Source organism: Streptomyces sp. NPDC031497 (assembly GCF_055580905.1).
On sequence record NZ_JBVIKO010000002.1, the window covers coordinates 55,818 to 80,633 of the forward strand.

The 24,816-nt window shown below is 71.4% G+C and carries 20 protein-coding genes; 12 read left to right on the top strand and 8 right to left on the bottom strand.

Features of this window, described 5'->3' with window-relative positions:
* Positions 1 to 234: 234 nt before the first annotated feature.
* The gene (locus ACZ5K7_RS03555) at positions 235 to 1,398 is read right to left on the bottom strand and encodes a PP2C family protein-serine/threonine phosphatase (RefSeq protein ID WP_351691065.1); all 1,164 of its coding nucleotides are present in this window, start codon (positions 1,396 to 1,398) and stop codon (positions 235 to 237) included.
* Between the two features lie 175 nt (positions 1,399 to 1,573).
* On the opposite strand from ACZ5K7_RS03555, the gene ACZ5K7_RS03560 reads away from it, so the two are divergent.
* Positions 1,574 to 2,815, top strand: coding sequence for a GNAT family N-acetyltransferase (locus ACZ5K7_RS03560; protein ID WP_468909980.1), 1,242 nt, complete (start codon positions 1,574 to 1,576; stop codon positions 2,813 to 2,815).
* A 53-nt stretch (positions 2,816 to 2,868) separates the two neighbouring features.
* On the opposite strand, the gene ACZ5K7_RS03565 is transcribed toward ACZ5K7_RS03560, so the two are convergent.
* Together ACZ5K7_RS03565 and ACZ5K7_RS03570 are read right to left on the bottom strand one after the other, a co-directional pair.
* The gene (locus tag ACZ5K7_RS03565; protein ID WP_351691059.1) at positions 2,869 to 3,672 is read right to left on the bottom strand and encodes an Fpg/Nei family DNA glycosylase; all 804 of its coding nucleotides are present in this window, start codon (positions 3,670 to 3,672) and stop codon (positions 2,869 to 2,871) included.
* A gap of 381 nt (positions 3,673 to 4,053) precedes the next feature.
* Positions 4,054 to 4,539, bottom strand: a complete 486-nt coding sequence (locus tag ACZ5K7_RS03570; RefSeq protein ID WP_351691056.1) for a ribose-5-phosphate isomerase — start codon at positions 4,537 to 4,539, stop codon at positions 4,054 to 4,056.
* 214 nt (positions 4,540 to 4,753) lie between these two features.
* On the opposite strand from ACZ5K7_RS03570, the gene ACZ5K7_RS03575 reads away from it, so the two are divergent.
* Positions 4,754 to 6,232 (top strand): amino acid permease, encoded by a 1,479-nt coding sequence (locus ACZ5K7_RS03575; RefSeq protein ID WP_468909983.1) that lies wholly within the window; start codon positions 4,754 to 4,756, stop codon positions 6,230 to 6,232.
* A 12-nt stretch (positions 6,233 to 6,244) separates the two neighbouring features.
* On the opposite strand, the gene ACZ5K7_RS03580 is transcribed toward ACZ5K7_RS03575, so the two are convergent.
* On the bottom strand, positions 6,245 to 8,041 hold the full coding sequence (locus ACZ5K7_RS03580; RefSeq protein ID WP_468910883.1) for a protein kinase domain-containing protein: 1,797 nt from the start codon (positions 8,039 to 8,041) through the stop codon (positions 6,245 to 6,247).
* A gap of 306 nt (positions 8,042 to 8,347) precedes the next feature.
* Between ACZ5K7_RS03580 and ACZ5K7_RS03585 the strand changes: the two genes are divergently transcribed.
* Positions 8,348 to 9,058: an LPXTG cell wall anchor domain-containing protein gene (locus ACZ5K7_RS03585; RefSeq protein ID WP_468909986.1), complete on the top strand. Its 711-nt coding sequence runs from the start codon at positions 8,348 to 8,350 to the stop codon at positions 9,056 to 9,058.
* 67 nt (positions 9,059 to 9,125) lie between these two features.
* On the opposite strand, the gene ACZ5K7_RS03590 is transcribed toward ACZ5K7_RS03585, so the two are convergent.
* On the bottom strand, positions 9,126 to 9,710 hold the full coding sequence (locus ACZ5K7_RS03590; RefSeq protein ID WP_468909989.1) for a biotin transporter BioY: 585 nt from the start codon (positions 9,708 to 9,710) through the stop codon (positions 9,126 to 9,128).
* A 443-nt stretch (positions 9,711 to 10,153) separates the two neighbouring features.
* Here ACZ5K7_RS03590 and ACZ5K7_RS03595 point away from each other — a divergent pair, with 443 nt between their 5' ends.
* The 7 genes from ACZ5K7_RS03595 (at position 10,154) to ACZ5K7_RS03625 (ending at position 17,181) form a co-directional block, all read left to right on the top strand.
* Positions 10,154 to 11,338 (top strand): ROK family protein, encoded by a 1,185-nt coding sequence (locus tag ACZ5K7_RS03595; RefSeq protein ID WP_351691041.1) that lies wholly within the window; start codon positions 10,154 to 10,156, stop codon positions 11,336 to 11,338.
* 206 nt (positions 11,339 to 11,544) lie between these two features.
* Positions 11,545 to 12,612, top strand: coding sequence for an ABC transporter substrate-binding protein (locus ACZ5K7_RS03600; RefSeq protein ID WP_468909993.1), 1,068 nt, complete (start codon positions 11,545 to 11,547; stop codon positions 12,610 to 12,612).
* Entirely contained in the window at positions 12,609 to 13,451 is an 843-nt protein-coding gene (locus ACZ5K7_RS03605; RefSeq protein WP_351691035.1) for an ABC transporter permease, read from the top strand. The genes ACZ5K7_RS03600 and ACZ5K7_RS03605 overlap by 4 nt, the downstream gene beginning before the upstream one ends.
* Positions 13,427 to 14,140 (top strand): ABC transporter ATP-binding protein, encoded by a 714-nt coding sequence (locus tag ACZ5K7_RS03610; RefSeq protein WP_468909997.1) that lies wholly within the window; start codon positions 13,427 to 13,429, stop codon positions 14,138 to 14,140. The genes ACZ5K7_RS03605 and ACZ5K7_RS03610 overlap by 25 nt, the downstream gene beginning before the upstream one ends.
* Positions 14,137 to 15,477 (top strand): LLM class flavin-dependent oxidoreductase, encoded by a 1,341-nt coding sequence (locus ACZ5K7_RS03615; RefSeq protein WP_468910000.1) that lies wholly within the window; start codon positions 14,137 to 14,139, stop codon positions 15,475 to 15,477. Before ACZ5K7_RS03610 ends, ACZ5K7_RS03615 begins: the two co-directional genes overlap by 4 nt.
* A 13-nt stretch (positions 15,478 to 15,490) precedes the next feature.
* Positions 15,491 to 16,381, top strand: a complete 891-nt coding sequence (locus ACZ5K7_RS03620) for a TauD/TfdA dioxygenase family protein (protein ID WP_351691025.1) — start codon at positions 15,491 to 15,493, stop codon at positions 16,379 to 16,381.
* Positions 16,382 to 16,533: 152 nt separating this feature from the next.
* Positions 16,534 to 17,181, top strand: a complete 648-nt coding sequence (locus ACZ5K7_RS03625; protein ID WP_468910003.1) for a superoxide dismutase — start codon at positions 16,534 to 16,536, stop codon at positions 17,179 to 17,181.
* 155 nt (positions 17,182 to 17,336) lie between these two features.
* Here the strand turns inward: ACZ5K7_RS03625 and ACZ5K7_RS03630 are convergent, their stop codons facing one another.
* Positions 17,337 to 17,999, bottom strand: a complete 663-nt coding sequence (locus ACZ5K7_RS03630) for a mycothiol-dependent nitroreductase Rv2466c family protein (protein WP_351691021.1) — start codon at positions 17,997 to 17,999, stop codon at positions 17,337 to 17,339.
* A gap of 136 nt (positions 18,000 to 18,135) precedes the next feature.
* Between ACZ5K7_RS03630 and pepN the strand changes: the two genes are divergently transcribed.
* Positions 18,136 to 20,715, top strand: a complete 2,580-nt coding sequence (gene pepN, locus ACZ5K7_RS03635; protein ID WP_468910007.1) for an aminopeptidase N — start codon at positions 18,136 to 18,138, stop codon at positions 20,713 to 20,715.
* 207 nt (positions 20,716 to 20,922) lie between these two features.
* A complete protein-coding gene (locus ACZ5K7_RS03640; RefSeq protein WP_468910010.1) occupies positions 20,923 to 21,972 on the top strand; it encodes a hypothetical protein in 1,050 nt (349 codons plus the stop codon).
* A 174-nt stretch (positions 21,973 to 22,146) separates the two neighbouring features.
* On the opposite strand, the gene ACZ5K7_RS03645 is transcribed toward ACZ5K7_RS03640, so the two are convergent.
* Together ACZ5K7_RS03645 and ACZ5K7_RS03650 are read right to left on the bottom strand one after the other, a co-directional pair.
* A complete protein-coding gene (locus ACZ5K7_RS03645; protein ID WP_351691015.1) occupies positions 22,147 to 23,304 on the bottom strand; it encodes a glycosyltransferase in 1,158 nt (385 codons plus the stop codon).
* 356 nt (positions 23,305 to 23,660) lie between these two features.
* Positions 23,661 to 24,809, bottom strand: coding sequence for an RNA polymerase sigma factor (locus ACZ5K7_RS03650; protein ID WP_351692806.1), 1,149 nt, complete (start codon positions 24,807 to 24,809; stop codon positions 23,661 to 23,663).
* Positions 24,810 to 24,816 lie beyond the last annotated feature (7 nt).

Here is a 24,816-nt window from a genome sequence, read left to right on the forward strand (position 1 = left end):
GGGTGGATGGGGGGTGTCACTTACCGGCGCTTGCAGGGTGCCGCCCGCGCCCACCCGTGCCGCCTGGGGGCACCTCCCAGCCCCTTGAGGCACTGGGGGAGGCACGACTGCCCGCGGCTGTGGAGAAGCGGCGGGCGAAGCGCCCCTTCAGGGGCGCGGGGCCGTATCGAGTTGCGGCTCCGCCACGTGGGCGCGATCAGCCCCCACCGGGCCGCCACCCGACCGTCGGCCGTCTCACCGCGCCGCCTCCCGGCAGATCAGCAGCAGCGCCCGGTCGTCGTTCACGTCCTTCGCCACCGCCTCGATCAGGTGCCAGGCCGCCCCGTGGAAGCCGCCGGCGACATAGCGGTCGGCCTCTCCCGTGAGGCGGTCGATGCCCTCCACGATGTCCCGGTCCGACGTCTCCACCAGGCCGTCCGTGAAGAGCATCAGGACGTCCCCCGGGCGCAGCGAGCCCTTGACCGAGTCGAACTGCGCGCCGTCGTACACGCCCAGGAGCGGCCCCTCCGCGGCCTTCTCCTCCCAACGGCCGCTGCCCGCGCTGAGCTGGAGACCAGGGGGGTGGCCGGCGGAGTAGAGCTCGTAGTCGCCGGAGTCCAGGTCGAGGACCAGGTGGATCGAGGTGGCGAAGCCCTCGTCCCAGTCCTGGCGCAGGAGGTAGCCGTTGGCGGCGGTGAGGAAGGCGTGCGGGGGCAGGGATCCCAGGAGGCCGCCGAACGCGCCGGACAGCAGCAGGGCGCGGGACGCCGCGTCCATGCCCTTGCCGGAGACGTCGGTGAGGACGACCTCCATCGTGCGGCCGTTGTTCGTGCGGGCCGCGACCACGAAGTCGCCGGAGAAGGACTGTCCGCCGGCCGGCCGCAGGGCCATCTCCCGGTGCCAGCCCGGCGGCAGCTTCGGCAGCTTGCTCTGCACCCGGATGCGTTCGCGCAGGTCGAAGAGCATGGTGCCGCCGCGCCGCCAGGGCACACCGACCCGGCTGCGGAACTGGGCGGTGAGCAGCCCGAAGAAGCCGCAGGCGGCGACGACGAGGACCACGCCCGGGGTGACCCGGGAGGGGCCCTCGGTGTAGGGGCCGAGCCGTACCGACTCCACGATCAGCGCCGTGGCCGCCGCCGCGTACAGGCCGAGCAGGCTTGCCGGGCGCAGCAGCAGCCCGCCCGCGATGATCGGCAGGACCAGGGAGGCCGGGGAGAACCACACGGAGTTGGCGAGGGTCATGGACGCCAGCACCGGGACGGTCAGCAGCAGTCCGACGAGCGCGATCCAGTCTGAGCCGTCGCCGCGGAAGTAGTCCACGGCGCTTCTGCGCAGGCCGACGCGGGCCCGGTGCCACTGCATCTTCCACCGGGCCGTGAACGTCTCGGCCTTTCCGCGCCGATCTCCGTCTACTGCCATTAGTTCGGGACCCTATCCATCGGACCAGCTGCTTGGCACGGGAGGTCCCACTTGTCCCCCGTCCGAGGTTCACCGTCGACTGCGACTTCACAGTGAACTTCACCGGAAGCCCCCGCGTCGCCGTCCGGGAGAAATTCGCTGGCTCGTCCCGCATTGCCCCTGATAGGCATGGCGTATGGCGAGTGACCGTACGACCGAGTTGAAGGTGCTGCGTGCCGAGGAGTTCGACGGCTGGTGGGACCACCTGGTGCGGGCTTTCGGGGCCGGCCCGGCGTCGGCCGAGGAACGCGACCTGGACCGGTCGCTGACGGAGGTCGAGCGTTCGCTGGCCGTCTGGGACGGGGCCGAACTCGTCGGGACGAGCGGGGCGTTCAGCTTCCGGATGACCGTGCCGGGCGGTGCCGTGGTGCCCGTGGCCGGCGTCACCATGGTGAGCGTGTCCGCGACGCACCGACGGCGCGGGGTGCTGACCGCGATGATGCGGCGCCAGCTGGACGACGTACGGGAGCGGGGCGAGGCGCTCGCCGCGCTGACCGCCTCCGAGCCGGCGATCTACGGCCGCTTCGGGTACGACGCGGCGACCTACCGGCTGGACGCCGAGATCGACACGAGCCGGGTGACGCTGGACGTACCGGCCGGCACCGACGAGGTACGGCTTCGGTACGCGGCGCCGGCGGACGTGCTCGACGCGTGTGAGGCGGTGTACGCGGAGCTGGTGCCGCTGCGGCCCGGGATGCTGGCCCGGCAGCCCGGCTGGGAACGGGCGGGGCTGCTGGACCCGGAGAGCGAGCGGGACGGCGCGTCGGCGCTGCAGTGCGTGGTCGCCGAGCGGGACGGGCGGGTCACCGGGTACGCCCGGTTCCGCACCAAGCTGGGCTGGTCGCCGAGCGGGCACGACGGCACGGTGGCGCTGGAGGACCTGGCCGCGCTGGACCCGGCGAGCGACGCGGCGCTGTGGCGGTTCCTGTTCGGCATCGACCTGATGTCGAAGCTGACGGTACGGGGGCGGCCGGTCGACGACGCCTGGCAGTACCGGGTCTCCGACATCCGGCGCTGTCTGACGCGGGTGCGGGACATGGGGTACGTCCGCCTCGTCGACGTCGGTGCGGCGCTCACGGCGCGGACCTACCAGGCGCCGGTGGACGTGGTGCTGGAGGTGGCCGACGCCTTCTGCCCGTGGAACGCGGGGCGTTGGCGGCTGACCGGCGACGCCAAGGGCGCGTCCTGCGAACGCACGACCGACACGGCCGAACTCGCCCTGTCCGTACGGGAGCTGGGGGCGGCGTACCTCGGTGGCGTGTCCCTGGTGTCGCTGGCCGGCGCCGGCCGGGTGCGGGAGCTGCGGCCGGGGGCGCTGGTGGAGGCGTCGACGGCGTTCGGGTCACCGGCGCTGCCGTGGCTGCCGCACGGTTTCTAGTGCGCGCCGCTCGGCGTTTCTGACCGGCGTGCGTGCCTGGTCAGCGTGCCTGGTCAGGGTTTCTGGCAGCGGGGGCACCAGAAGAGGTTGCGGGCGGCGAGGTCGGCGGTGCGGATCTCGGTGCCGCAGATGTGGCAGGGCAGGGTGGCCCGGCGGTAGACGTACACCTCGCCGCCGTGGTCGTCGACGCGCGGTGGGCGTCCCATCGCCTCCGGGGTGTGCTCGGGGCGGACGGTGTCGATGCGGTTGTTCCGCACGCCTTCGTGCATGAGTCCGACGAGATCGGCCCACACCGCGTCCCACTCGGCGGGCCTGATCTCCCTGCCCGCGCGGTAGGGATCGATCCCGTGCCGGAACAGCACCTCGGCGCGGTAGACGTTGCCGACCCCCGCGATGACCTTCTGGTCCATCAGAAGCGCGGCGACGGTCGTACGGCTGCGGGAGATCCTCCGGTACGCGACGCCCGGGTCGGCGTCGTCACGGAGCGGATCCGGACCGAGGCGGGCGTGTATCGCGCTCTTCTCGCCCTCGGTGATCAGGGCGCAGGTGGTGGGGCCGCGCAGGTCGACGTACGAGGTGGCGTCGGCGAGGCGGAGCCGGACGGTGTCGGTGGCCGGGGGCGCGGGGGCGTCGCCGAAGGTGACCTTGCCGAAGAGGCCGAGGTGGATGTGGACCCAGTCGCTGTCCCGGAAGCCGAGGAAGAGGTGCTTGCCGTGGGCTTCGGTACGGGTGAGGGGGGCGCCGTCGATCAACTGGGCGGCGTCGGAGAACTTGCCCTGCGGGCTGCTGACCCGCACGGGTCCGCTGAGCCGCCGGTAGTCCACCGCGAGCCGATGAATAGTGTGCCCTTCCGGCACGAAAGCCATTCCTTTCCCACCCACCCACCCGACTCGCTCAGTGAAGAGGAGAACGTCGAGAAGACAGGAGACTGAGAGCACCCCGTCGCACACGGCACGAGGAACGCACCGTGAGGGGCGTGGGCGCGAGGAGTGTCCAGGGGCGAGGGTACGCACCTTGGCCGCGAGGGCGGCCGGAGCCGGCGGTGCTTTGCCGGGGGCCGGGCGCCCGCCCGGACTGTTGTAAGGGGCGCGGGACGAGGGGCGTCCCGGGAGGGGTGCGGGGCTGTGTTGGTTTGCGGCTTCGCCGTGTGGGTGCGGTCAGCTTTCGCCGGGCCCCAGACCTGGGGCCGCCGGCCACCCCCGGCCTCGCCTCTCGGCGGGGGGTGGCGGGGAAAAGGGTTACGGCTGGGGGTGGTGCGGCGGGATCGGCGGGAGGTCGCCCGTCGTCTCGTACTCCGTCAGCATGTCGATGCGGCGGATGTGGCGCTCGCCCTCGGAGAACGGCGTGTTCAGGAAGGTCTCGACGAACTTGGTCGCCTCCTCCTGCGTGTGCATCCGCGCGCCCACCGCGACGACGTTCGCGTTGTTGTGCTGCCGGCCGAGCGACGCGGTCTCCTCGCTCCAGGCGAGGGCCGCACGGACGCCCTTCACCTTGTTCGCGGCGATCTGCTCACCGTTGCCGGAGCCGCCGATGACGATGCCGAGGGACTCGGGGTCCGCCGCCGTCCGCTCGGCCGCGCGGAGGCAGAACGGCGGGTAGTCGTCCTGGGCGTCGTAGATGTGGGGGCCGCAGTCGACGGGGTCGTGACCCGCTTCCTTCAGCCACTCGACGAGGTGGTTCTTGAGTTCGAAGCCCGCATGGTCGGAGCCGAGATACACGCGCATGGGACGAGTGTGACATGGCCGTTAACGCGCGGCAGTGCGGGGGCCACGCCCCGGAAAGTGTGAGTAACACTACAGAACCTCAGGAAAACCTCAAGTAACGATCTGGAATCAAAGGTTCAGGTATTCGTCTGCCTCCGTTTCACTGGACCAACTCGTACGCCGCTCGTACGGGACCCCCGCCCACCCCGCTCAACGGCGCAAAGGAATTCCCCCCATGACTTCGCAGCCGACCACGACTGCCCCGCCCCCGGCCGGCGATCCCGGCAACGGCAACGGTCTGCACGCAGGACTCAAGAACCGTCATCTGTCGATGATCGCCATCGGCGGTGTCATCGGCGCCGGCCTCTTCGTCGGTTCCAGTTCGGGTATCGCCACCGCAGGGCCCGGCATCCTGCTGTCGTACGCCCTCGTCGGCACCCTCGTCGTCCTCGTGATGCGGATGCTCGGCGAGATGTCCGCCGCCAACCCGACCTCCGGTTCGTTCTCCGCGCACGCGGACCGCGCGCTCGGCCGCTGGGCCGGGTTCTCCATCGGCTGGCTGTACTGGTTCTTCTGGGTCGTGGTGCTGGCGGTGGAGGCCACCGCCGGTGCCAAGATCCTGGAGGGCTGGATCCCGGCCGTGCCCCAATGGGGCTGGGCGCTCATCGTGATGGTGGTCCTCACCGCCACCAACCTGATCTCGGTCGGCTCCTACGGCGAGTTCGAGTTCTGGTTCGCCGGGATCAAGGTCGTCGCGATCGGCGCGTTCATCGTCGTCGGCCTGCTGGCCGTCTTCGGCGTGCTGCCCGGCGTGCACGCCGACAAGGCGAGCTTCGCCAACCTCACCGACCACGGCGGATTCCTGCCCCACGGGCCCGGCGCGATCCTCACCGGTGTGCTGCTGGTCGTCTTCTCCTTCATGGGCAGCGAGATCGCCACCCTGGCCGCCGGTGAGTCCGAGGACCCGCAGCGGGCCGTCACCAAGTCCACCAACAGCATCATCTGGCGGATCGGCGTCTTCTACCTCGGCTCGATCCTCATCGTCGTCGCGCTGCTGCCCTGGAACGACCCGTCGATCAAGGAGAAGGGCTCGTACGTCGCCGCCCTCGACTCCCTCGGCATCGCGCACGCCGGCGAGATCATGAACTTCATCGTGCTGACCTCGGTGCTGTCCTGTCTCAACTCCGGTCTGTACACGGCCTCCCGGATGGCGTTCTCGCTCGGACAGCGCGGCGACGCGCCGAAGGTGTTCGCCCGGACCACCTCCCGTGGTGTGCCGTTGGCCGCGATCGTCGCGTCCGTCGTCTTCGGGTTCGTCGCCGTCTTCTTCAACTACCGGTTCCCGGACTCCGTCTTCCTCTTCCTCGTCAACTCCTCCGGCGCGGTCGCCCTGTTCGTCTGGCTGGTCATCTGCTTCTCGCAGCTGCGCATGCGGAAGATCATCCAGGCCGAGGCGCCGGAGAAGCTCGTCGTGAAGATGTGGCTGTACCCGTACCTGACCTGGGCGACGGCCGGTCTGATCGTGTTCGTCCTGGGCTACATGCTGACCGACACGGAGGGCGAGAGCAGCGGTCGTACGACCGTGCTGCTGTCGCTGCTCGTCGCGGCGCTCGTGATCGCCGTCGCCGTGGTGAAGCAGAAGCTCACGGGGAGCCGCGTGGCGGCGTCCGCCGCGGAGGCGGGCGAGCCCGCCGACAAGGTGTCCGTCGGCTGAGCCGACCGCCGGTCACAGCAGGGTGAAGCCCTCCTTGACCTGCTCGTAGGTCCGCACGGCCTGGGTTTCGATCGCCGGCTGGTACCAGGTGTTGATCTGGTACGACTTGCCGTCGGCGTCGAAGCCCAGCAGCCGTGCGTGCCAGCGGACGCCCTTGAGGGTGAAGGTGTACTCCCAGATCACCGCCGGGTAGCCGCGGAACACCGTCTCGACCAGCCGGATCTTGCTGTAGTCCTGGCCCTGGTGGGCGCTGCGTTCGGAGGCGCTCCAGCTGTCCATGAGGTCGCCGCGGGCCAGGGAGGACTTGGCGACGAGTTCCTGGCGGGCGTCGGGGGAGGTGTAGTGCACCTCGGCGCCGGTCTTCACGTCCCTCCGCCAGCCCTTCGGGGTGACCCAGGCGAATCCGCCGGCCTCCTCGTGGGCGCCGGGCGGGAGGCTGCGGGGGCGGGCGGTGCCGGCCACTGTGGGCGCGGACGTGGTGGGCGCCGATGTGGTGGGCGTCGCGGCCGAGGGGGTTGGGGAGGTACCGGTCGCTGTGTCGTTGTCGCCGCCGCCTGTCGTGGTGGTGAGGAGGATGACGAGGGCGGTGGCTACCGCTGTGGTTCCCAGTACGGCCAGGAGAGTTGTGCGTTTGGGGGCTTTGCGCGGGTGGGGCGCTGCGGGTGGGTGGGGGCTGGGCGCGCTCTGCGGCGGAGCCGCTGATCGATGCAGCCCCGCGCCCCTTTCGGGGCGCTTCAGCTCGGGGCGTTGCGATGCGAAGCCTGTCTGGGGGTGGGCCGGGAGGGTCGGGCCCGCTGAGTTGCTGGGCGGAGTCTCCGAGCGGACCTCGGAGCGTTGCGTCGCCGCCTCCGTCGAAGCGCTCATCGGCGGGGACATCCGCACCTCCGTCGGCTGCGGCTGCGGGCGTTCGTCCTCGGGCTCCGGAACGCGCAGCTTCGTCAGATCCACGTACGCCGGCGTCGGGCGCTCCGCCGGAACCGGAACCGGGGCCGAAGTCGGGGCCGGGGCCGAGGCCGAAGTCGGGGCCGGGGCCGGGTACGTCTCTGTCGGGGTCTGGGGTGGGTATGCCACCGGGCGCAGGGTCTGTTCCACCTCCGCCAGGCCGGGCCGCGCCGTCGGTTCCTTCGCCAGCAGCGCTGCCAGCAGGTCGTGCAACGGGCCCGCCTCGGCGGGGAGTTCGGGCTCCTCGTAGAGGACCGCGTGCAGGGTGGCCAGGGTCGTGTCGCGGGAGAAGGGGGAGCGACCGCCCAGGGCCGCGCACAGGGTCGCGCCGAGCGACCAGACGTCGGACGGCGGGCCCTGCGGACGCCCTGAGATCCGCTCGGGTGCCATGTAGTCGGGGGAGCCGACGAGCATGCCGACCATGGTCAGCGCCTTGGCGTCCTGGATCGCCGCGATGCCGAAGTCGGTGAGGACGACCCGGCCGGCGGCGTTCTCGACGAGGACGTTCCCGGGTTTGATGTCGCGGTGCAGCACTCCCCCGGCGTGCACCTGGCGCAGCGCGGCGACCAGGCCGAGGCCGATCCGGGCCGCCGCGCGCGGGCTCAGCGCCCCCTCCTCGGCCATGATCCATTCCAGTGAGCGGCCGTGGACCAGCTCCATGACGATCCACAGGCGTTCGCCCTCGTCGACGACGTCGTAGACCCGTACGACGTTGGGATGGTCGATCCGGGCGGTGGCCCTGGCCTCGCGCAGGGTGCGTTCGCGACGGGTCCGGGTGTCCTCGGCGTCGAGGCCGTCGATCCGCATCTCCTTGACGGCGACCTGCCGGTCGAGCGTCTCGTCGGCGGCCCGCCACACCCGTCCCATTCCCCCCTGCCCGATACTCTCGGCCAGCCGGTAGCGACCGGTCACCAGCAGCCCCGGGACACCACCGCGCCCCGCGTACTCCGCATTCCCTGGACCAACTGAATTCCCCGCACTACCGGAATTCCCTGAGATCTCTGAACTCCCTGAATTCTCCGGCAATTCGCTGCACCCCCTCAACGACCGCCCCTGCTGACACACAATGGTCACACTTACGGCCGTACCAGCATAGTGCGGAGAAATCTTGTGGTACCTCTTCAAGGGACCGCGAATTCAGGCGCGGTCCAGGGGGTTGCAAGGGGGACGAACATGAGTTCTCGTCGTATGGCAGTCGTCGCGGGATCGCTGGTCACGGCATCTTTCTCGGCCGTGCTGATCCTCCCGTTCGCGGCGGCCGCCGATGACCAGGGACCGGCGAGCGGCAAGGGGGGAAAGGCGGTTGACCAGGCACCGGCGGGTGTGAAGCTGACGACCACGCTGCCCGAGAAGATCTCGGTCGACAACAGTTCGCAGAAAACGGCGATCACCGCCACCGTCAAGAACGAAGGAACCAAGGACAGCGCCGACATCAGGCTTTTGGTGGTCGGTTTCGACGGCCTGAAGGTCACGAACGTGCAGGGCTGCGACGCCATCGCGGCGAAGGACCTGCCGGCCGGTTCGAACAGCGGCTTCAGTTGCCCGGTCGGCGCGCTCGGCGCGGGCAAGTCGAAGTCGTACCCGGTGGACGCCACGTTCGACCTGGGCAAGACCGGGAAGATCTGTCTGCCCGTGCAGAGCGCGGACGGGAAGAAGACCTTCTGGCAGCAGGGCCCGGTGCCGTTCGGTACGACGAACCCGTCGCCGAACGCCCCGGCCACCCCGCTGCTGCTCGGCACCGACAACAAGCCGGTCGGACCGAGCGGGGACCAGTTGCCGAAGACCGGTGCGGGCAGTGACGTGCTGCCGCTCGGCGCGGCCGGCGCGGCACTGATCGCGGCCGGGGCGGCGGGCGTGTGGTGGTCGCGGCGGCGGACCGACTGAGCGGACACCCACGGGAAGGGGCCCGAGGCGCGTGCGCGCCTCGGGCCCCTTCCCGGCTTCGGTCCCGTCAGCTCTTGCCGGCGAGCTTCCAGGCGGCCGGCAGCGCGCCCATCGCCAGGGCCGCCTTCACCGCGTCGCCGATCAGGAACGGGGTGAGGCCGGCGGCGATCGCCGCGGACGCGGACAGGTGGGCGGCGTAGGCCAGGTACGGCACGCCGATCGCGTAGATGACCGCCTCGCCGAGCAGCATCGTGCCCGCCATCCGCAGCACGTCGCGGTCGGCGCCGCGGCGGGCCAGGGAGCCCACGACGGCGGAGGCGAGCATCATGCCGAGGATGTAGCCGAAGGAGACGGAGACCCCGGAGGTGCCGCTCGCGAACCACGGCACGCCCGCGAGGCCCGCCAGCGCGTACAGGGCGAGGGAGAGCAGGCCGCGGCGGGCGCCGAGGGCGGTGCCGACCAGCAGGGCCGCGAAGGTCTGGCCGGTGACCGGGACCGGGGAACCCGGGACCGGGACGGCGATCTGGGCGGCGAGGCCGGTGAGCGCGGCGCCGCCGGCCACGAGGGCCACGTCGCGCACCCGGGACGCGGGCAGGAGGTCGGCGAGGACGGTGCCGGTGCGGGTCGACGCGGCTGCGGTGGCGGTGCTCATGGGGACTCCGCGAGGTGAGGGTGGGCAGACAAGCAGGGAACACCGTGACGCTATCCCGGGCCGCCTGAGCCGAACACGTCAGCGATCGACAAAGGCCGGAACGGGCACTTGGTGGGCTCCCCACAAAGGATGTGGGCTACACACGGTCTGAGGTGACGCCGATCACTGAGGCAGAGATGTTTCAGTCACGTCAACGGCGTTGAACAGGCCTGTGGAGTTCCACCAATCGAATCCCAGTGGTCTGGTGGGATTCCGGGTCGCTGGCCTACGCTTTCGGACATGGTCGCCCAGTCCCGGAACTTCACGTCGCGTCGCTATGTCGACCTGCGACGGCAAGGGGCTGCCACCTGTCGCCGTCCGGTCTGAGGCCGCGCGGCAGGGACCGGACCCGGCGCGCCTCGCCCTCCGAGACGTGTCGGCCCCCGTTCCCGAGGACGGTTCCCATGCCCCGTACCGCGGCACCCCCGCTCATCTCTCCCCCCGGCGACCGGCGGCGGGCCAGCGCCAGCGTGGTCCTGCGGTCGGTACTGGAGCACGGACCGGTGGCCCGCTCCACCATCGCCCGGCTGACCGGCCTCTCCCCCGCCTCCGTCACCGACTACTGCGCCCGGTTCACCGAACTCGGCCTGATCCGGGAGGCGCAGGCGCCGCGCCGGGCCGGCGGGGTGGGCCGGCCGCATGTCCCCGTCGACCTGGACGACTCGCGGTTCGTGGTCGGCGGGGTGCACGTGGCCGTGCCGTACACCACGGTCGCACTGCTCGACCTGCGTGGACGGGTGGTCGTGCGGCGGGAGTTGAAGCACCGGGACACCGAGCCGCGCGGGGTGCTGGAGCGGGCCGCCGCCGGGCTGGCCGCGCTGCTCGACGGGGTGCCGGGCAGCCGGCCGCTGGGTGTCGGGGTCGCGGTCGGCGGCTGGGTGGACCGGGACTCCGGGACCGTCGTCGAGCACCCGCTGCTGGGCTGGCGCGAGGTGCCGGTGCGCGAGCTGCTCGGCGCGGGCACCGGGCTGCCGGTCCATGTGGACGGGCACGCCCGCGCGCTGGTCAACGGGGAGCGGCTCTTCGGGCGGGCCCGGGGCAGCCGGAGCGTGCTGCATCTGTTCGTCGGGAACGTGGTCGACGCGGCCTTCGCCACCGGCGACGAGGTGCACCACGGCCCGCGCTCGCAGGCCGGCACGATCGCCCATCTCCCGGTGCCGGGCGGCACCGAGCCGTGCGGCTGCGGGCGCACCGGCTGTCTCCAGGTGGAGCTGAGCGAGCGGACGCTGGTGCGGCGGGCCCGGGCGGCCGGGGTCCTCGACGGCGCCAATCCGATGGACGTCCTCGCGGCGGCCGGTGCCGGTGACCCGGTGGCGGTGCGGCTGCTGGTGGAGCGGGCGCGGCTGACCGGGCGGGCGGCGGGGCTGCTGCTGGACGTCCTCAACCCGGAGAGCGTGGTGGTCACCGAGGTGGGGGTACTGAACCGCGAGGACTGCCTGGCCGCGCTGCGGGAGGCGGTCGGACCGGAGCGGGCCGCGGTGGTCGCGCCGACCAGTTTCGGGGACTCCGTGCTGGCGGTGGCGGGCGGTTCGGTGGTCCTGGACGTGCTGTACCGGGACCCGCTGAGCGCGTCACCATGGCTTATTTAATTCAGAAACGCGGAATGTTGACAGCCGTCGACCACGGCAAGGAACATCTTTCTCATGACCTGTCGCACCCTCTGTTGCTGACGTCTTGACGCGCCCCGAGCGCTCATTTCCCGCTGCGTGAGATCTCTCTTTCCGGCCTTCTGTCGCCGGGAATTCTCCCTGCCTTTCTGCTGCTTCTCAGCTGCTTTTCTCCCCGGAGCCCTCCCATGCCTTCTGCGTCCTCCTCCGGCATCGACCGCCGGCTCTTCCTCACCTCGCTGCTCGGCGCCTCGGCGGCCGTGGCCGGGCTCAGCGGCTGCGCCGGCGGCACGGCCGCCGCCGAGACGGCCGGCGCGTCCACCGCCCCGCTGGCCGCCAAGGTTCCGGCCGGCACCAGCCTGAAAGTCGCCTCCTATCAGGGCATCCAGCAGTTGCAGTTCAAGCTGGCGAAGCTGCCCAAGTTGCCATTCACGGTGTCGAGTTGGGCGAACATCGGGGCCGGCCCCGATGTCATCAACGCGTTCCGCGCCAAGTCGCTGGACCTCGCCAACAACGCGGGAATTCCGCCGATCCAGGCGCAGTTCCAGGGTTTCGCCGCGAAGATCGTGGCGATCAACATCACCCGCAAGCCGAACTACCTGTTCGCCACCAAGCCCGGCAGCGACATCCGCACGGTCGCCGAGTTCAAGGGCAAGAAGCTGGCGTTCTCGCAGGGGCAGGCCCAGGGGGTCGTGCTGCTGCGGGCGCTGAAGGAGGCCGGGCTGGCCTACGACGACGTACAGCTGGTGCAGCTGACCAGCAACCAGTTCCTCACCGCCCTGCAGTCCGGCCAGGTGGACGTGGCCCCGCTGGGCAACACCCAGGCGCCGGCCTACCTCCAGCAGTACGGCGCGAAGGGCGCCCACACGATCGCCACCGACGTCGTCGACCTGCTCAACCTGCTGTGGGCGCCGCAGGGGGTGCTGAACGACCGGGCGAAGGCGGCCGCGATCGCCGCGTACATCCCGCAGTGGGCCAAGGGCCTGGTCTGGCAGTGGGAGAACCCGGACACCTGGAACGAGGAGTTCTACGTCAGGACCCAGAACCTGACCCTCGCCCAGGCCCAGGGCATCACGAAGCTCGCCAACAAGCCGTTGTTCCCGCCGAGCTGGGACGAGGCGATCAAGTGGGAGCAGGAGACCGCCGATCTGCTGGCGGAGGGCGGCTTCGTGAAGAAGACCGACGTCTCCTCGCTCTTCGACCACCGCTTCGAGTCCATCGCCGCGAAGGCCGTACCGGCGGAGTACCGGAAATGACCGCCGTGGCCACCGGCACCGTGCCGGTTCCCGTCGACGAGGAGGCCCGCCGGGTCCGCCCGCGCCGCCGCCTCTCCCCCGGCCGCCGGCTGCCCGCCGCCCGGCTGGCCGGGCCCCTGGTCTTCCTCGCCGCCTGGGCGATCGCGTCCGCCGCCGGGCAGCTCGACCCGGGCGCCATCCCGGCGCCCTGGACGGTCCTGGACACGGCGTACCACCTGTGGACCGGGGGGACACTGCGCACCGACGTCCTGACCTCCGTGGAGCGGGCCGGGTACGGCTTCGCGATCGGGCTGACCGCCGGGGTGCTGCTGGCCCTGGCCGCCGGGCTCACCCGGACCGGGGAGGCGCTGATCGACGGGACCGTGCAGATCAACCGGGCGATCCCGACCCTCGGTCTGATCCCGCTGTTCATCCTCTGGCTGGGCATCGGCGAGACCTTCAAGATCGCCATCATCGCGATCGTCGTCTACATCCCGGTCTACCTGAACACGCATGCCGCGCTGTCCGCCATCGACAGCCGGTACGTCGAACTCGCCGAGGTCCTGGACCTGTCGAAGCTCCAGTTCATCCGGCAGATCGTGATCCCCGGCGCGCTGCCCGGATTCTTCGTGGGACTCCGGCTCGGTGTCACCGGATCCTGGCTCGGCCTGGTCGTCCTGGAGCAGATCAACGCCACCAGCGGCCTCGGCTACATGATGTTCCAGGCCCAGAACTACGGCCGCAGCGACATCATCCTGGTCGGCCTGCTGATCTACGGCGTCTTCGGCCTCGTCTCCGACACCGTGGTCCGCGGCATCGAACGGAGGGTGCTGTCATGGCGCCGCACACTGAGCAGCTGACCCGCCCCGCCGTCCGGCTCCGGGGTCTGACCCGGTCGTTCGGCGGCCGTACGGTCCTCGACGGCGTCGACCTGGACCTGCCCGCCGGGCAGTTCACCGCCCTGCTCGGACACAGCGGCTCCGGCAAGTCCACCCTGCTGCGGGCCGTCGCCGGGCTCGACCACGGGGTCACCGGCAGCGGGGAACTCACCGCCCCGGAACGGGTGTCGGTGGTCTTCCAGGACTCCCGGCTGCTGCCCTGGCGCCGGGTGCTGGACAACGTGGTGCTGGGACTGGACGGCAAGGACGCCCACGCGAAAGGCCGCTCCGCGCTCGAAGAGGTCGGCCTCGGCGGCCGGGAGCGGGCCTGGCCGGGCGAGCTGTCCGGCGGCGAGGCGCAGCGTGCCGCGCTCGCCCGCTCCCTGGTGCGCGAGCCCGAACTGCTCCTCGCCGACGAGCCGTTCGGGGCGCTCGACGCCCTCACCCGCATCAAGATGCACCACCTGCTGCGCGAGCTGTGGAAGCGGCACCGGCCGTCCGTGCTGCTCGTCACCCACGACGTCGACGAGGCGATCGTCCTCGCCGACCGCGTCCTGGTCCTGGAGAACGGCCGGATCGGCCTCGACCTGACCGTCGACCGCACCCAGCCCAGCGCCCTCTATCGGAAGCGGCTGCTCGCCGCCCTCGGTGTCACGGAGGACCCCGCATGACCCGCCCGCTCCACCTCAACGCCTTCCTCATGAACACCGGTCACCACGAGGCCTCCTGGCGCCTCCCGGAGAGCGACCCCTACGCGCACACCGACCTCGCGCACTACGTACGGCTGGCCAGGACCGCCGAGCGCGGCACCTTCGACTCGCTGTTCCTCGCCGACGGCCCGCACCTGTGGGGCAGTGTCGAGCAGCGGCCCTCCGGGGCGCTCGAACCCCTCACCCTGCTCACCGCGCTGGCCACCGCCACCGAGCACATCGGCCTGATCGCCACCGCCTCCACCTCCTACAACTCCCCCTACAACCTGGCCCGCAGGTTCGCCTCCCTGGACATCGTCAGCGGCGGCCGGGCGGGCTGGAACATCGTCACCACCGCGGGGGCGGAGGCGGCCCGCAACTTCGGTCTGGACGCGGAGCCCGCGCACGCCGAGCGGTACGCCCGGGCCGCCGACTTCCTCGACGTGGCCCTGAAGCTCTGGGACAGCTGGGAGGACGACGCGATCGTCGCCGACAAGGCGGCCGGCGTCTGGGGCGACGACGCGAAGATCCACCCGCCCCGGCACCAGGGGCCGTACTTCAGTGTCGAGGGCGCCCTCAACGTGCCGCGCTCCCCGCAGGGGTACCCGCTGCTGGTGCAGGCGGGCTCCAGCGAGGACGGCAAGGCGTTCGCGGCCCGGTACGCCGAGGCGGTGTTCACCGCGCAGCAGACCATCGAGGACGCCCGTGCCTTCTACGCCGACCTCAAGGCACGTACGGCCGCGGCCGGCCGGGACCCGGACCACATCAAGGTGCTGCCGGGCATCGTCCCGGTGATCGGCTCGACGGAGGCCGAGGCGCGGGCCAACGAGCGGATCCTCGAGGACCACATCGTGCACCGGCACGGTGTCGACCGCCTGGAGCGGCTCCTGCAACTGGCCCCCGGCACCCTGGAGCTGGACGCGCCACTGCCGGCCGACCTGCCGTCCGAGGACGCCGTCGAGGGGGCCAAGAGCCGCTACACGCTCGTCGTCGAACTCGCCCGCCGCGACCGGCTCACCGTACGGGAGCTGATCGGCCGGCTCGGCGGCGGCCGCGGCCATCTGACCTTCGCCGGGACGCCCGAGCAGATCGCCGACGCGATCGGGACCTGGTTCACCCAGGGCGCCGCCGACGGCTTCAACATCATGCCGCCGGTGCTGCCCTCCGGCCTGGAGGCCTTCGTCGACCACGTCGTCCCGATCCTGCGCGTCCGCGGCCTGCTGCGCACGGAATACGGCCCGCGCCGCACCCTGCGGGAGCGCTACGGCCTGCCCCGCCCCGCCAACCAGTACGTCGCTCCCGCACTCGCCACCGTCTGAAAGGACGCCCCGCATGTCCATCGAGATCCGCAAGGTCACCGCGAACATAGGCGCCCAGGTCCTGGGCGTGGACATCGCCAAGCCGCTCGACGAGGAGCAGGTCGCGGCTATCCGCGAGGCCCTGAACGTCCACAAGGCCCTGGTCTTCGACGACGTCCACCTCGACGACGCGGGCCAGGAGGCCTTCGCCCGGCACTTCGGCGGCCTCACCACCGCCCACCCGACGGTGCCCGCCGTCGACGGCGCCCCGAACGTGCTGCCCGTCGACAGCGAGCGCGGCCGGGCCAACCACTGGCACACGGACGTGACGTTCGTCCTGAACCCGCCCCAGGCCAGCACCCTGCGCTCCCTCACGATCCCGCCGTACGGCGGCGAGACCCTGATCGCCAGTTCGGCCGCCGCCTACCGCGACCTGCCCGAGCCGCTGCGCGCGCTCGCGGACACGCTGTGGGCGGAGCACACCAACGACTACGACTACGCCGTACCGGACGAGGAGATCGACGAGGAGAAGGCCGCCCAGCGCGCCCAGTTCACGTCGATCAAGTTCCGCACGGTCCATCCGGTCGTCCGGGTGCACCCGCTGACCGGTGAACGCGGGCTGTTCATCGGCGGGTTCGCGCAGCGGATCGTCGGCCTGTCGAAGGACGAGTCCCGCAAGGTCCTCGATCTGCTCCAGGCATACGTCACCCGCCCCGAGAACATCCTGCGCCACCGCTGGTCCCCCGACCAGCTCGTCCTGTTCGACAACCGCATCACCCAGCACTACGCCGTCGACAACTACGACGGCCGGCCGCGCCGCCTCCACCGCGTCACCGTCGCCGGTGACGTCCCGGCCGGCATCGAGGGCAAGGAGAGCTACTCGATCGAGGGTGACGCCTCGCACTACACGCCCGTGGCCGCGTGACCGCGGTCGCCGCCGGCTGACCCCCGCCCCTTTCCCGAGGCCCTCACGTGACGACACGTGGGGGCCTTGTCTCTTGCCCGCACCCGGCTTCTTGTTGCTAACGTGTAGTTGCAAGTCTATTGCAATAAGAGGTCCGGAGGGGACTCACGCCCATGCCCGTCTACACGCTCCCCGAACTGCCCTACGACTACTCCGCACTCGCGCCCGTGATCAGCCCCGAGATCATCGAGCTGCACCACGACAAGCACCACGCGGCCTACGTCAAGGGCGCCAACGACACCCTTGAGCAGCTCGCGGAGGCACGGGACAAGGACAGCTGGGGCTCGGTCACCGGCCTGGAGAAGAACCTCGCCTTCCACCTGTCCGGCCACATCCTGCACAGCATCTACTGGCAGAACATGACCGGCCCGAAGGACGGCGGCGGCGAGCCGCTGGCCACCGACGGCGTGGGCGACCTGGCCGACGCGATCACCGAGTCCTTTGGCTCCTTCGCCGGCTTCAAGGCCCAACTCACCAAGGCCGCCGCGACCACCCAGGGCTCCGGCTGGGGCGTCCTCGCCTACGAGCCGCTCAGCGGCCGCCTGATCGTCGAGCAGGTCTACGACCACCAGGGCAACGTCGGCCAGGGCTCCACCCCGATCCTGGTCTTCGACGCCTGGGAGCACGCCTTCTACCTCCAGTACAAGAACCAGAAGGTCGACTTCATCGACGCCATGTGGGCCGTCGTCGACTGGCAGGACGTGGCCAGGCGCCACGAGGCGGCGAAGTCCCGCGCGGACGTGCTGCTGCTGGCTCCCTGAGCCTTCAAAGCGTCCTGCCTCGTGATCGTCTTCTCACCGCTCACGGGGGCAGGCGGAAGAAGGGAAACCCCCGCGAGTGGGGGCACCCCCTCTGGGGGAGTGACTCGCGGGGGCTTTCCCGTAGGGGTTCGTCAGGGCTTGTGCCCGCGACCGGCCTACAGGTTGCTGAAGTCGGGACCCTTGGTGCGGGTCCGCTTGATCTCGTAGAAGCCGGGGACGGAGGCCACCGCCAGGGTGCCGTCCCACAGGCGGGCCGCCTCCTCGCCCTTGGGGGCGGGGGTGACGACCGGGCCGAAGAAGGCGATCTGCTCGCCGTCCGCGCCGGGGACCGCGATGACCGGGGTGCCGACGTCCTGGCCGACCTTGTCGATGCCCTCCTTGTGGGAGGCACGCAGCTCGGCGTCGAACTCGAAGTCCTCCTGCTCGGCGTAGTCGATCAGGTCGGCCGGCAGACCGACGTCCGCGAGGGCGCCCGCGACGGCCTCCAGGGTCGGGCCCTCGCCGTTGTTGTGGATACGGGTGCCGAGCGCGGTGTACAGCGGGCCGAGGACGTCGGCACCGTGCTTCTGCCAGGCCGCGGTCACCACGCGGATCGGCTTCCACGCCTTGGTCTCCAGCAGCTCGCGGTACTCCTCGGGCAGCTCGTCGAGCCGGGGCTCGTTGAGCACCGCGAGGCTCATGATGTGCCAGCGGACCTCGATGTCGCGGACCTTCTCCACCTCCAGGACCCACCGGGAGGTCATCCAGGCCCAGGGGCACAGCGGGTCGAACCAGAAGTCGACAGGGGTCTTGCCGGAACTCGTCACCGTCTCGGGCATGGCTCTCCTCGGAATACAGTCCTTTTCCAGCCGCAACACCGACACCGGTCACCCCATTCCCGGATCCCCCGGTCAGGGGCGCATGGGAGGATCGGTGCTGTTCCGACGTGCCGACAACGATGAGGGAGTGCCGCCCGTGCCCGGTGAGAATCTGTCCCGCGACGAAGCTCGGGAGCGGGCCGCCCTGCTGTCGGTGGACGGCTACGACGTGTCACTGGACGTGCGGTCGGCCGTAGGCGAGGGCCAGGACGAGCCGCGCACCTTCCGTTCGGTGACCACGATCCGCTTCCGCTGCACCGAGCCGGGCGCGGCGAGCTTCGCCGACCTGATCGCGCCGAGCGTGACCGCGGTGACACTGAACGGCAAGGACCTGGACCCGGGCGAGGTCTTCGACGGCACCCGGATCGCGCTGGAGGACCTGGCCGCGGAGAACGAGCTGGTGGTGGACGCCCGGTGCGCCTACTCCCGCACCGGCGAGGGCCTGCACCGCTTCGTCGACCCCGAGGACGGCGAGGTCTACCTCTACACGCAGTACGAGCCGGCCGACTCCCGCCGGGTCTTCGCGAACTTCGAGCAGCCGGACCTCAAGGCACCGTTCCGCTTCGAGGTGCGGGCGCCCGAGGACTGGACGGTGTGGAGCAACGGGGCCGGTGAACTCGCCGACGGGGTGTGGCGGTTCGCGGAGACGAAGCCGATCTCGACGTACATCACGTGCGTGGTGGCGGGGCCCTACCACTACGTGACGGACACGTACTCCCGCACCCTGCCGGACGGCTCGACGCTGGAGATCCCGCTCGGCGCGATGTGCCGCAAGGGCCTGGCGCCCTACTTCGACGCGGACGACGTCTTCCTGATCACCAGGCAGGGCCTGGACTTCTTCCACGACCACTTCGACTACCCGTACCCGTTCGGGAAGTACGACCAGGCGTTCGTGCCCGAGTACAACCTCGGCGCGATGGAGAACCCGGGGCTGGTGACGTTCCGGGAGGAGTACATCTTCCGGGGCAAGGTGACGCAGGCGTCGTACGAGGCGCGCGCCAATGTGATCCTGCACGAGATGGCCCACATGTGGTTCGGCGACCTGGTCACCATGGTGTGGTGGGACGACCTGTGGCTGAAGGAGTCCTTCGCGGACTTCATGGGCGCTTTCGCCAACGTCAACGCGACCCGTTTCAGCAACGCCTGGACCACCTTCGCCAACCGCCGCAAGGCCTGGGCCTATCGCGCCGACCAGCTGCCGTCGACGCACCCGGTCACCGCCGACATCCGCGACCTCCAGGACGCCAAGCTCAACTTCGACGGCATCACCTACGCCAAGGGCGCCTCCGTCCTCAAGCAGCTGGTGGCCTACGTCGGCCAGGACGCCTTCCTGGAGGGCGCCCGCCGCTACTTCAAGCGCAACGCGTACGGCAACACCCGGCTCGGTGACCTGCTGTCGGTCCTGGCGGAGACCAGCGGCCGGGACATGAGCGCCTGGGCGCGGTCCTGGCTGCAGACGGCGGGGGTGAACTCGCTGACCCCGCAGGTGCTCCTTGACGGGGACGGCAGGGTGGCCGAGCTGGCGGTGGTCCAGGAGGCCGCCGAGTCCCACCCCGAGCTGCGCCCGCACCGGGTCGCGATCGGCCTCTACCGCCGCACGGCCGAGGGCACGCTGGAGCGGTACGCGCGCGTGGAGGCGGACGTCGACGGCCCGCGCACGGTGATCGCCGACCTGGCGGGCGCCGAGGCCCCGGAGCTGGTCCTGGTCAACGACGACGACCTCACCTACTGCAAGATCCGCTTCGACGACACCTCGCTGGCGACGCTCCGGGACCACCTGGGCGCCCTGACCGACCCGCTGGCCCGCGCCCTGTGCTGGTCGGCGCTGTGGAACCTGACCCGGGACGCGCTGCTGCCGGCCCGGGACTTCGTCGACCTGGTGCTGCGGTTCGCGAGCCGCGAGTCGGACATCGGGGTGCTGCAGATGCTGCACGCGTGGGCGAACACGGCGCTGATCGGCTATGTGGCGCCCGAGTGGCGGGAGACGGCCGGGCTGCGGCTCGCCGAGGGCGCCCTGCGGGAGCTGCGGCAGGCCGAACCGGGCAGTGAGCACCAGCTGGCCTGGGCGCGGTTCTTCGCGTCGACGGCGGCGGACGGGGCCGACTTCCGGCTGCTCCAGGAGCTGTTGTCGGACACGGCCACGATCGACGGCCTGGACGTCGACCAGGAGCTGCGCTGGGCGTTCCTCGAACCCCTCGCCGCGCACGGTGTGGCCGACGAGTCCGCGCTGGCGGCCGAACTGGGCCGCGACGACACCGCGTCCGGCAAGCGCCACCAGGTGCGCTGCCTGGCCGCCCGGCCCTCGGCGGCGGTGAAGGCGCAGGCCTGGGCGCAGGTCGTGGAGTCGGAGGCGCTGTCCAACGCGCTCGTGGAGGCGACGATCGCGGGCTTCGCCCAGCCGTCCCAGCGGGACCTGCTGGCGCCCTACGCGGACAAGTACTTCGAGGTCATCGAACGGATCTGGGAGGACCGCTCGATCCAGATCGGCATGGACGTGGTCCGGGGCCTGTACCCCTCGCTCCAGGACCGCCCGGAGACACTGGAGGCGACGGACGCCTGGCTGGCGGCCCACGCCGACGCGCCGCCGGCACTGCGCCGGCTGGTCCTGGAGGCCCGCGACGACCTGGCCCGGACGCTGCGCGCACAGGAGTGCGACGCGGGGGCCGCCACCGCCTGACCTTTGGCCTTGGGTTGCCCGCCGGGTGACCGTTACGGAATTCAGTCAATCATGGCCGTAACCCCTGGTCCGCACCCGTTCGGACCAGGGGTTTTCGCCTCCTACTCGGCACTCGAACACCTGACCTTTAGCACCGTGTTGTCCGCATTCTTCAACAGGAACGTAACAGCGGTTAAGGTGCAGACCGGACACGGGAATCTCCGGTCCATGACCCACAACACCCCACTCTCCCCCCGCCCTCTCCGTCACCTCTCCGACGTCCACCGCCGGGTGCTGACGACGGCTCAGCTCCGCTCCCACGGCGTCCCGGCCACCGAGATCGCCGAGCAGAGCCGGGCCGGCGGCCCCTGGCAGCAACTGCTCCCCGGTGTGATCCTGCTCCACCCCGGCCCGCCGACCAGCGAGGAACGCCTGCACGGAGCGCTGCTGTTCGCCGCCCGCGAGGCGGCCCCCGGTGTCCCCACCCAGCCGAGCGCCGACTCCCCGCACCGCACGGTCTACCCGGAGGCGATGATCACGGGCCTGGCCGCGCTGACCCTCCACGGCTTCTCGTCCACCCCGCCGCTCCTCTCCCTGGACCACGTGGACGTCCTGGTCCCGCGCCTGCGCCGGATCCGCTCCACCTCCTACGTCCGGGTGCTGCGCACCCCGGCCCTGCCGACCCCCGAGCCGGTGACGGGCCTGCCCGTCGCCCCGGTCCCCCGCGCCCTCGCCGACGCGGTGGCGGACCTGACCGACGCGGAGGCGGTACGCCGGCTGCTGACGGAGGCGGTACGCGGCCACCACTGCGAACCGGCCGCGGTGGTACGGGCGTTGAACGAGGCGAAGCTGCTGTCCCGCCCGCATGTGGTCGACGCCGTCGACTCGCTGGTCGCCGAGGGCCGGGCCATCGCCGAGGACCGCCTCTACCGGATGGTCCGCGAGTACGGTCTCCCCGACCCGGTGTGGAACGTGGACCTGCGCCTCCCCGGCGGCCCCCACCTGGGCGGCCTGGACGCCTACTGGCCCGAGCAGGCCGTCGCCGTCGAACTGGACACTCGCGCCCCGCGCCAGGGCGGTCGGCAGGGCGACGACGCCCTGTGGTCCGAATACGCCCGCAAGCGCGAGCACCTGGAGCGGCTGGGCATCACCGTCGTCCACCTCACCCCGAAGAAGCTCCGCGACTCGATGGAGCAGCAGGCGGCAGTGGTCCGTACGGCACTGATGGCGGCCGACGACCGGGACCCGGCCGCGTATGTCGTGGTGCTGCCCCGGTAACGAAGGGGGAACGCGGAGGGGCGCGGAGGGGCCGTCGGTTCGGAGGGGAACCGACGGCCCCTCCTGGGATGAGGCGGGCTACGGACGGTGGGCGGGAGCCGGCCCCTGTGCGGCGACCTGGCCCGCCACCACATAGGCGTCCGGGGCTCCGAGAGCCCCGGCGGTCCCGTCTGCCTACTGCCCGCCGACGCCCGGGCGCAGTTCGTCGCGTACGTCGCCGGCGATACGGGCGAGCAGGTCGGCGTACGCGGCGATCATCCGCGTACGGCTGAACTTCTCGCGGCTCGCGAGCAGCGCCGGTGCGAAGGCGTCCCGTTCGGCCACCGCCGCCGACCACGCGAAGGCGATCGCGTCGGGGTCGAAGGGCGTCACCAGACCGTGCCCCTCGACGATCGACGCGCTGTCGCCGACGTCCGTCGTGACCGGTACGGCGCCGCACATCATGCCCTCGATGAGGCAGAGCGGCGCCGCCTCCCCGGAGACGGAGGTGAGGGCGACGACGTCGGAGCCGGCGTAGACGGCCTCCATGTCGTGCCGTACGCCGAGGAGGTGCACGCGGTCGCCGAGGGCGGCCCGGTCGGCGCCGAAGGCGATCTCCATGTCGGCCCACAGGGCGGGGTTGTCCTCGGTCATCCCGGCACCGCACATGACGACGTGGCCACCGCCCTCGCGGGCCAGCCAGGCGCGGGCCGCCCGCAGGAAGAGCGGCACGTTCTTCATGCCGGCGTACCGGGCGGCGAAGACGACGACGGGCGCGGTGGCCGGGATCCCGGCGGACTCGCGGAACGCGAGGCGCACCGCCGCGTCCGGGCGGAAGCGGAGCAGATCGACCCCGTTCGGGATGACGTGCAGCAGCTCACCCGGGATGCCGGCCGCCTCGTACGCGTCCCGCGTCGACTCGGCGCAGCACACGCACGCCACGACCTTGCCCTCCGCGATGGCGGTCTTCAGCTCGTCCAGCGCCGGGCCCTGGTTCTCCGGGTCGGACCGGTGCAGGCAGACGACGACGGGACGCCGGGGCAGCCCGGCCTGGTTGAGGAGGGCGAGCGGCTGTTCCTTCAGGGAGAGGATGACGTCCGCGCCGGCCATGGCCCGCGCGGTATCGGCCAGCTCGGGCCCGCTGAAAACCGACGCCGCGACCGTGCCGTCGACGAGGCCCGCGGTGCGGCCGAGGGAGGTGACGTCGATGCCACCGGCGGTGAGCGCGCGGTAGCAGGCGTCGTCCTCCATCCGTTGGGTGGTGGCTTCTCGGTGGACCTCACCGTGCAGACTCAGCACCCGATGCCACTGCTGGCCGCCCTCTACCAGGCCCAGCAGCACATCACTGTGCACGATCCGGGCTCCCCCGGAGAAAAACCCCTCGTAGACCGAGAGGACACGAAGTCCGAGCCGAGCGTCCACACGACCACCTGCCTTGCACCAATTCGAGCCATCCCCGGGAACCTCGGGTTAGCCGATATGAGGCGGTACGGACGTTTCATTCGGATGAACGGTATGTCTCGTATCGGAGTCCGATTCATTTACACGGCGAGTGCCGGGACCCTCACCCTCGGCATCCTTCGACGGCCCTCGTCGTCACCCTTCTGACCTGCGGTTTTACGGGGCCTTGTCGGGGCGGCGGGAGGTGCGGGGCCGACCCGGCCGACGGCAAAAAATCGGCAAGCGCGACACCCGAACGTACGACGGTGTCAGCGTCGGCTCCGGCGGGCGTTGAGCCGGGCGGCCTGACGGGTCAGATGGTCGCGTTCGGCGAGGTCGGTCGCCTTCCGGGCCGCCTCGGCGTACAGCCGCGCCGCGGTCGCCGGGTCGCCGTCGCGTTCGCGGAGGTAGGCCTCGGCCGCGGTGTGCCGGGGCAGGGCGGGGTCGAGCGCCGCGAGCGCGGCCAGGCCGGCCCGGGGTCCGTCGGCCTCGCCCACGGCGACCGCGCGGTTGAGCCGGACCACCGGGCTGTCGGTCAGGCGGGCGAGTTCGTCGTACCACTCGACGATCTGCACCCAGTCGGTCTCCTCGGCGGCGGGCGCGTCCGCGTGCAGGGCGGCGATCGCGGCCTGGGCCTGGAACTCGCCGAGGCGGTCGCGGGCGAGGGCCGCCTGGAGGATCCCGACGCCCTCCGCGATCAGGCGGGTGTCCCAGCGGCTCCGGTCCTGCTCGGCGAGCGGCACCAGGCTGCCGTCGGGGGCGGTGCGGGCGGCGCGGCGGGCGTGGTGGAGCAGCATGAGGGCAAGCAGCCCGGCCACCTCGGGGTGGTCGACCCGGGCCGCGAGCTGCCGGGTGAGCCGGATGGCCTCTCCGGCGAGGTCGACGTCGCCGGAGTAGCCCTCGTTGAAGACGAGGTAGAGGACGCGTAGCACGGTGGCGACGTCGCCGGCCTGGTCGAACCGCACGCCGGAGACGGTGCGTTTGGCCCGGCTGATGCGCTGGGCCATGGTCGCCTCGGGCACCAGGTAGGCCTGGGCGATCTGCCGGGTGGTGAGTCCGCCGACGGCGCGCAGGGTGAGCGCGACCGCGGAGGACGGGGTGAGGGACGGATGGGCGCACAGGAAGTAGAGCTGGAGCGTGTCGTCCACCGCGGGCGCCGGCCCGGGGGCCGGTTCCTCCTCGGCCAGGTCCTCGCGCCGGCGGCGGGCGGCGTCCGCCCGGGTCGCGTCGAGGAACCTGCGCCAGGCCACGGTGACCAGCCAGCCCTTCGCGTCACGCGGCGGGTCGGCGGGCCACACGCGGACCGCCTCGACGAGTGCGTCCTGTACGGCGTCCTCGGCCGCCGCGAAATCGGCTCCGCGGCGGACGAGGATCCCGAGCACGCTCGGTGTGAGGTTCCGGAGCAGAGCCTCGTTCACTTCCGAG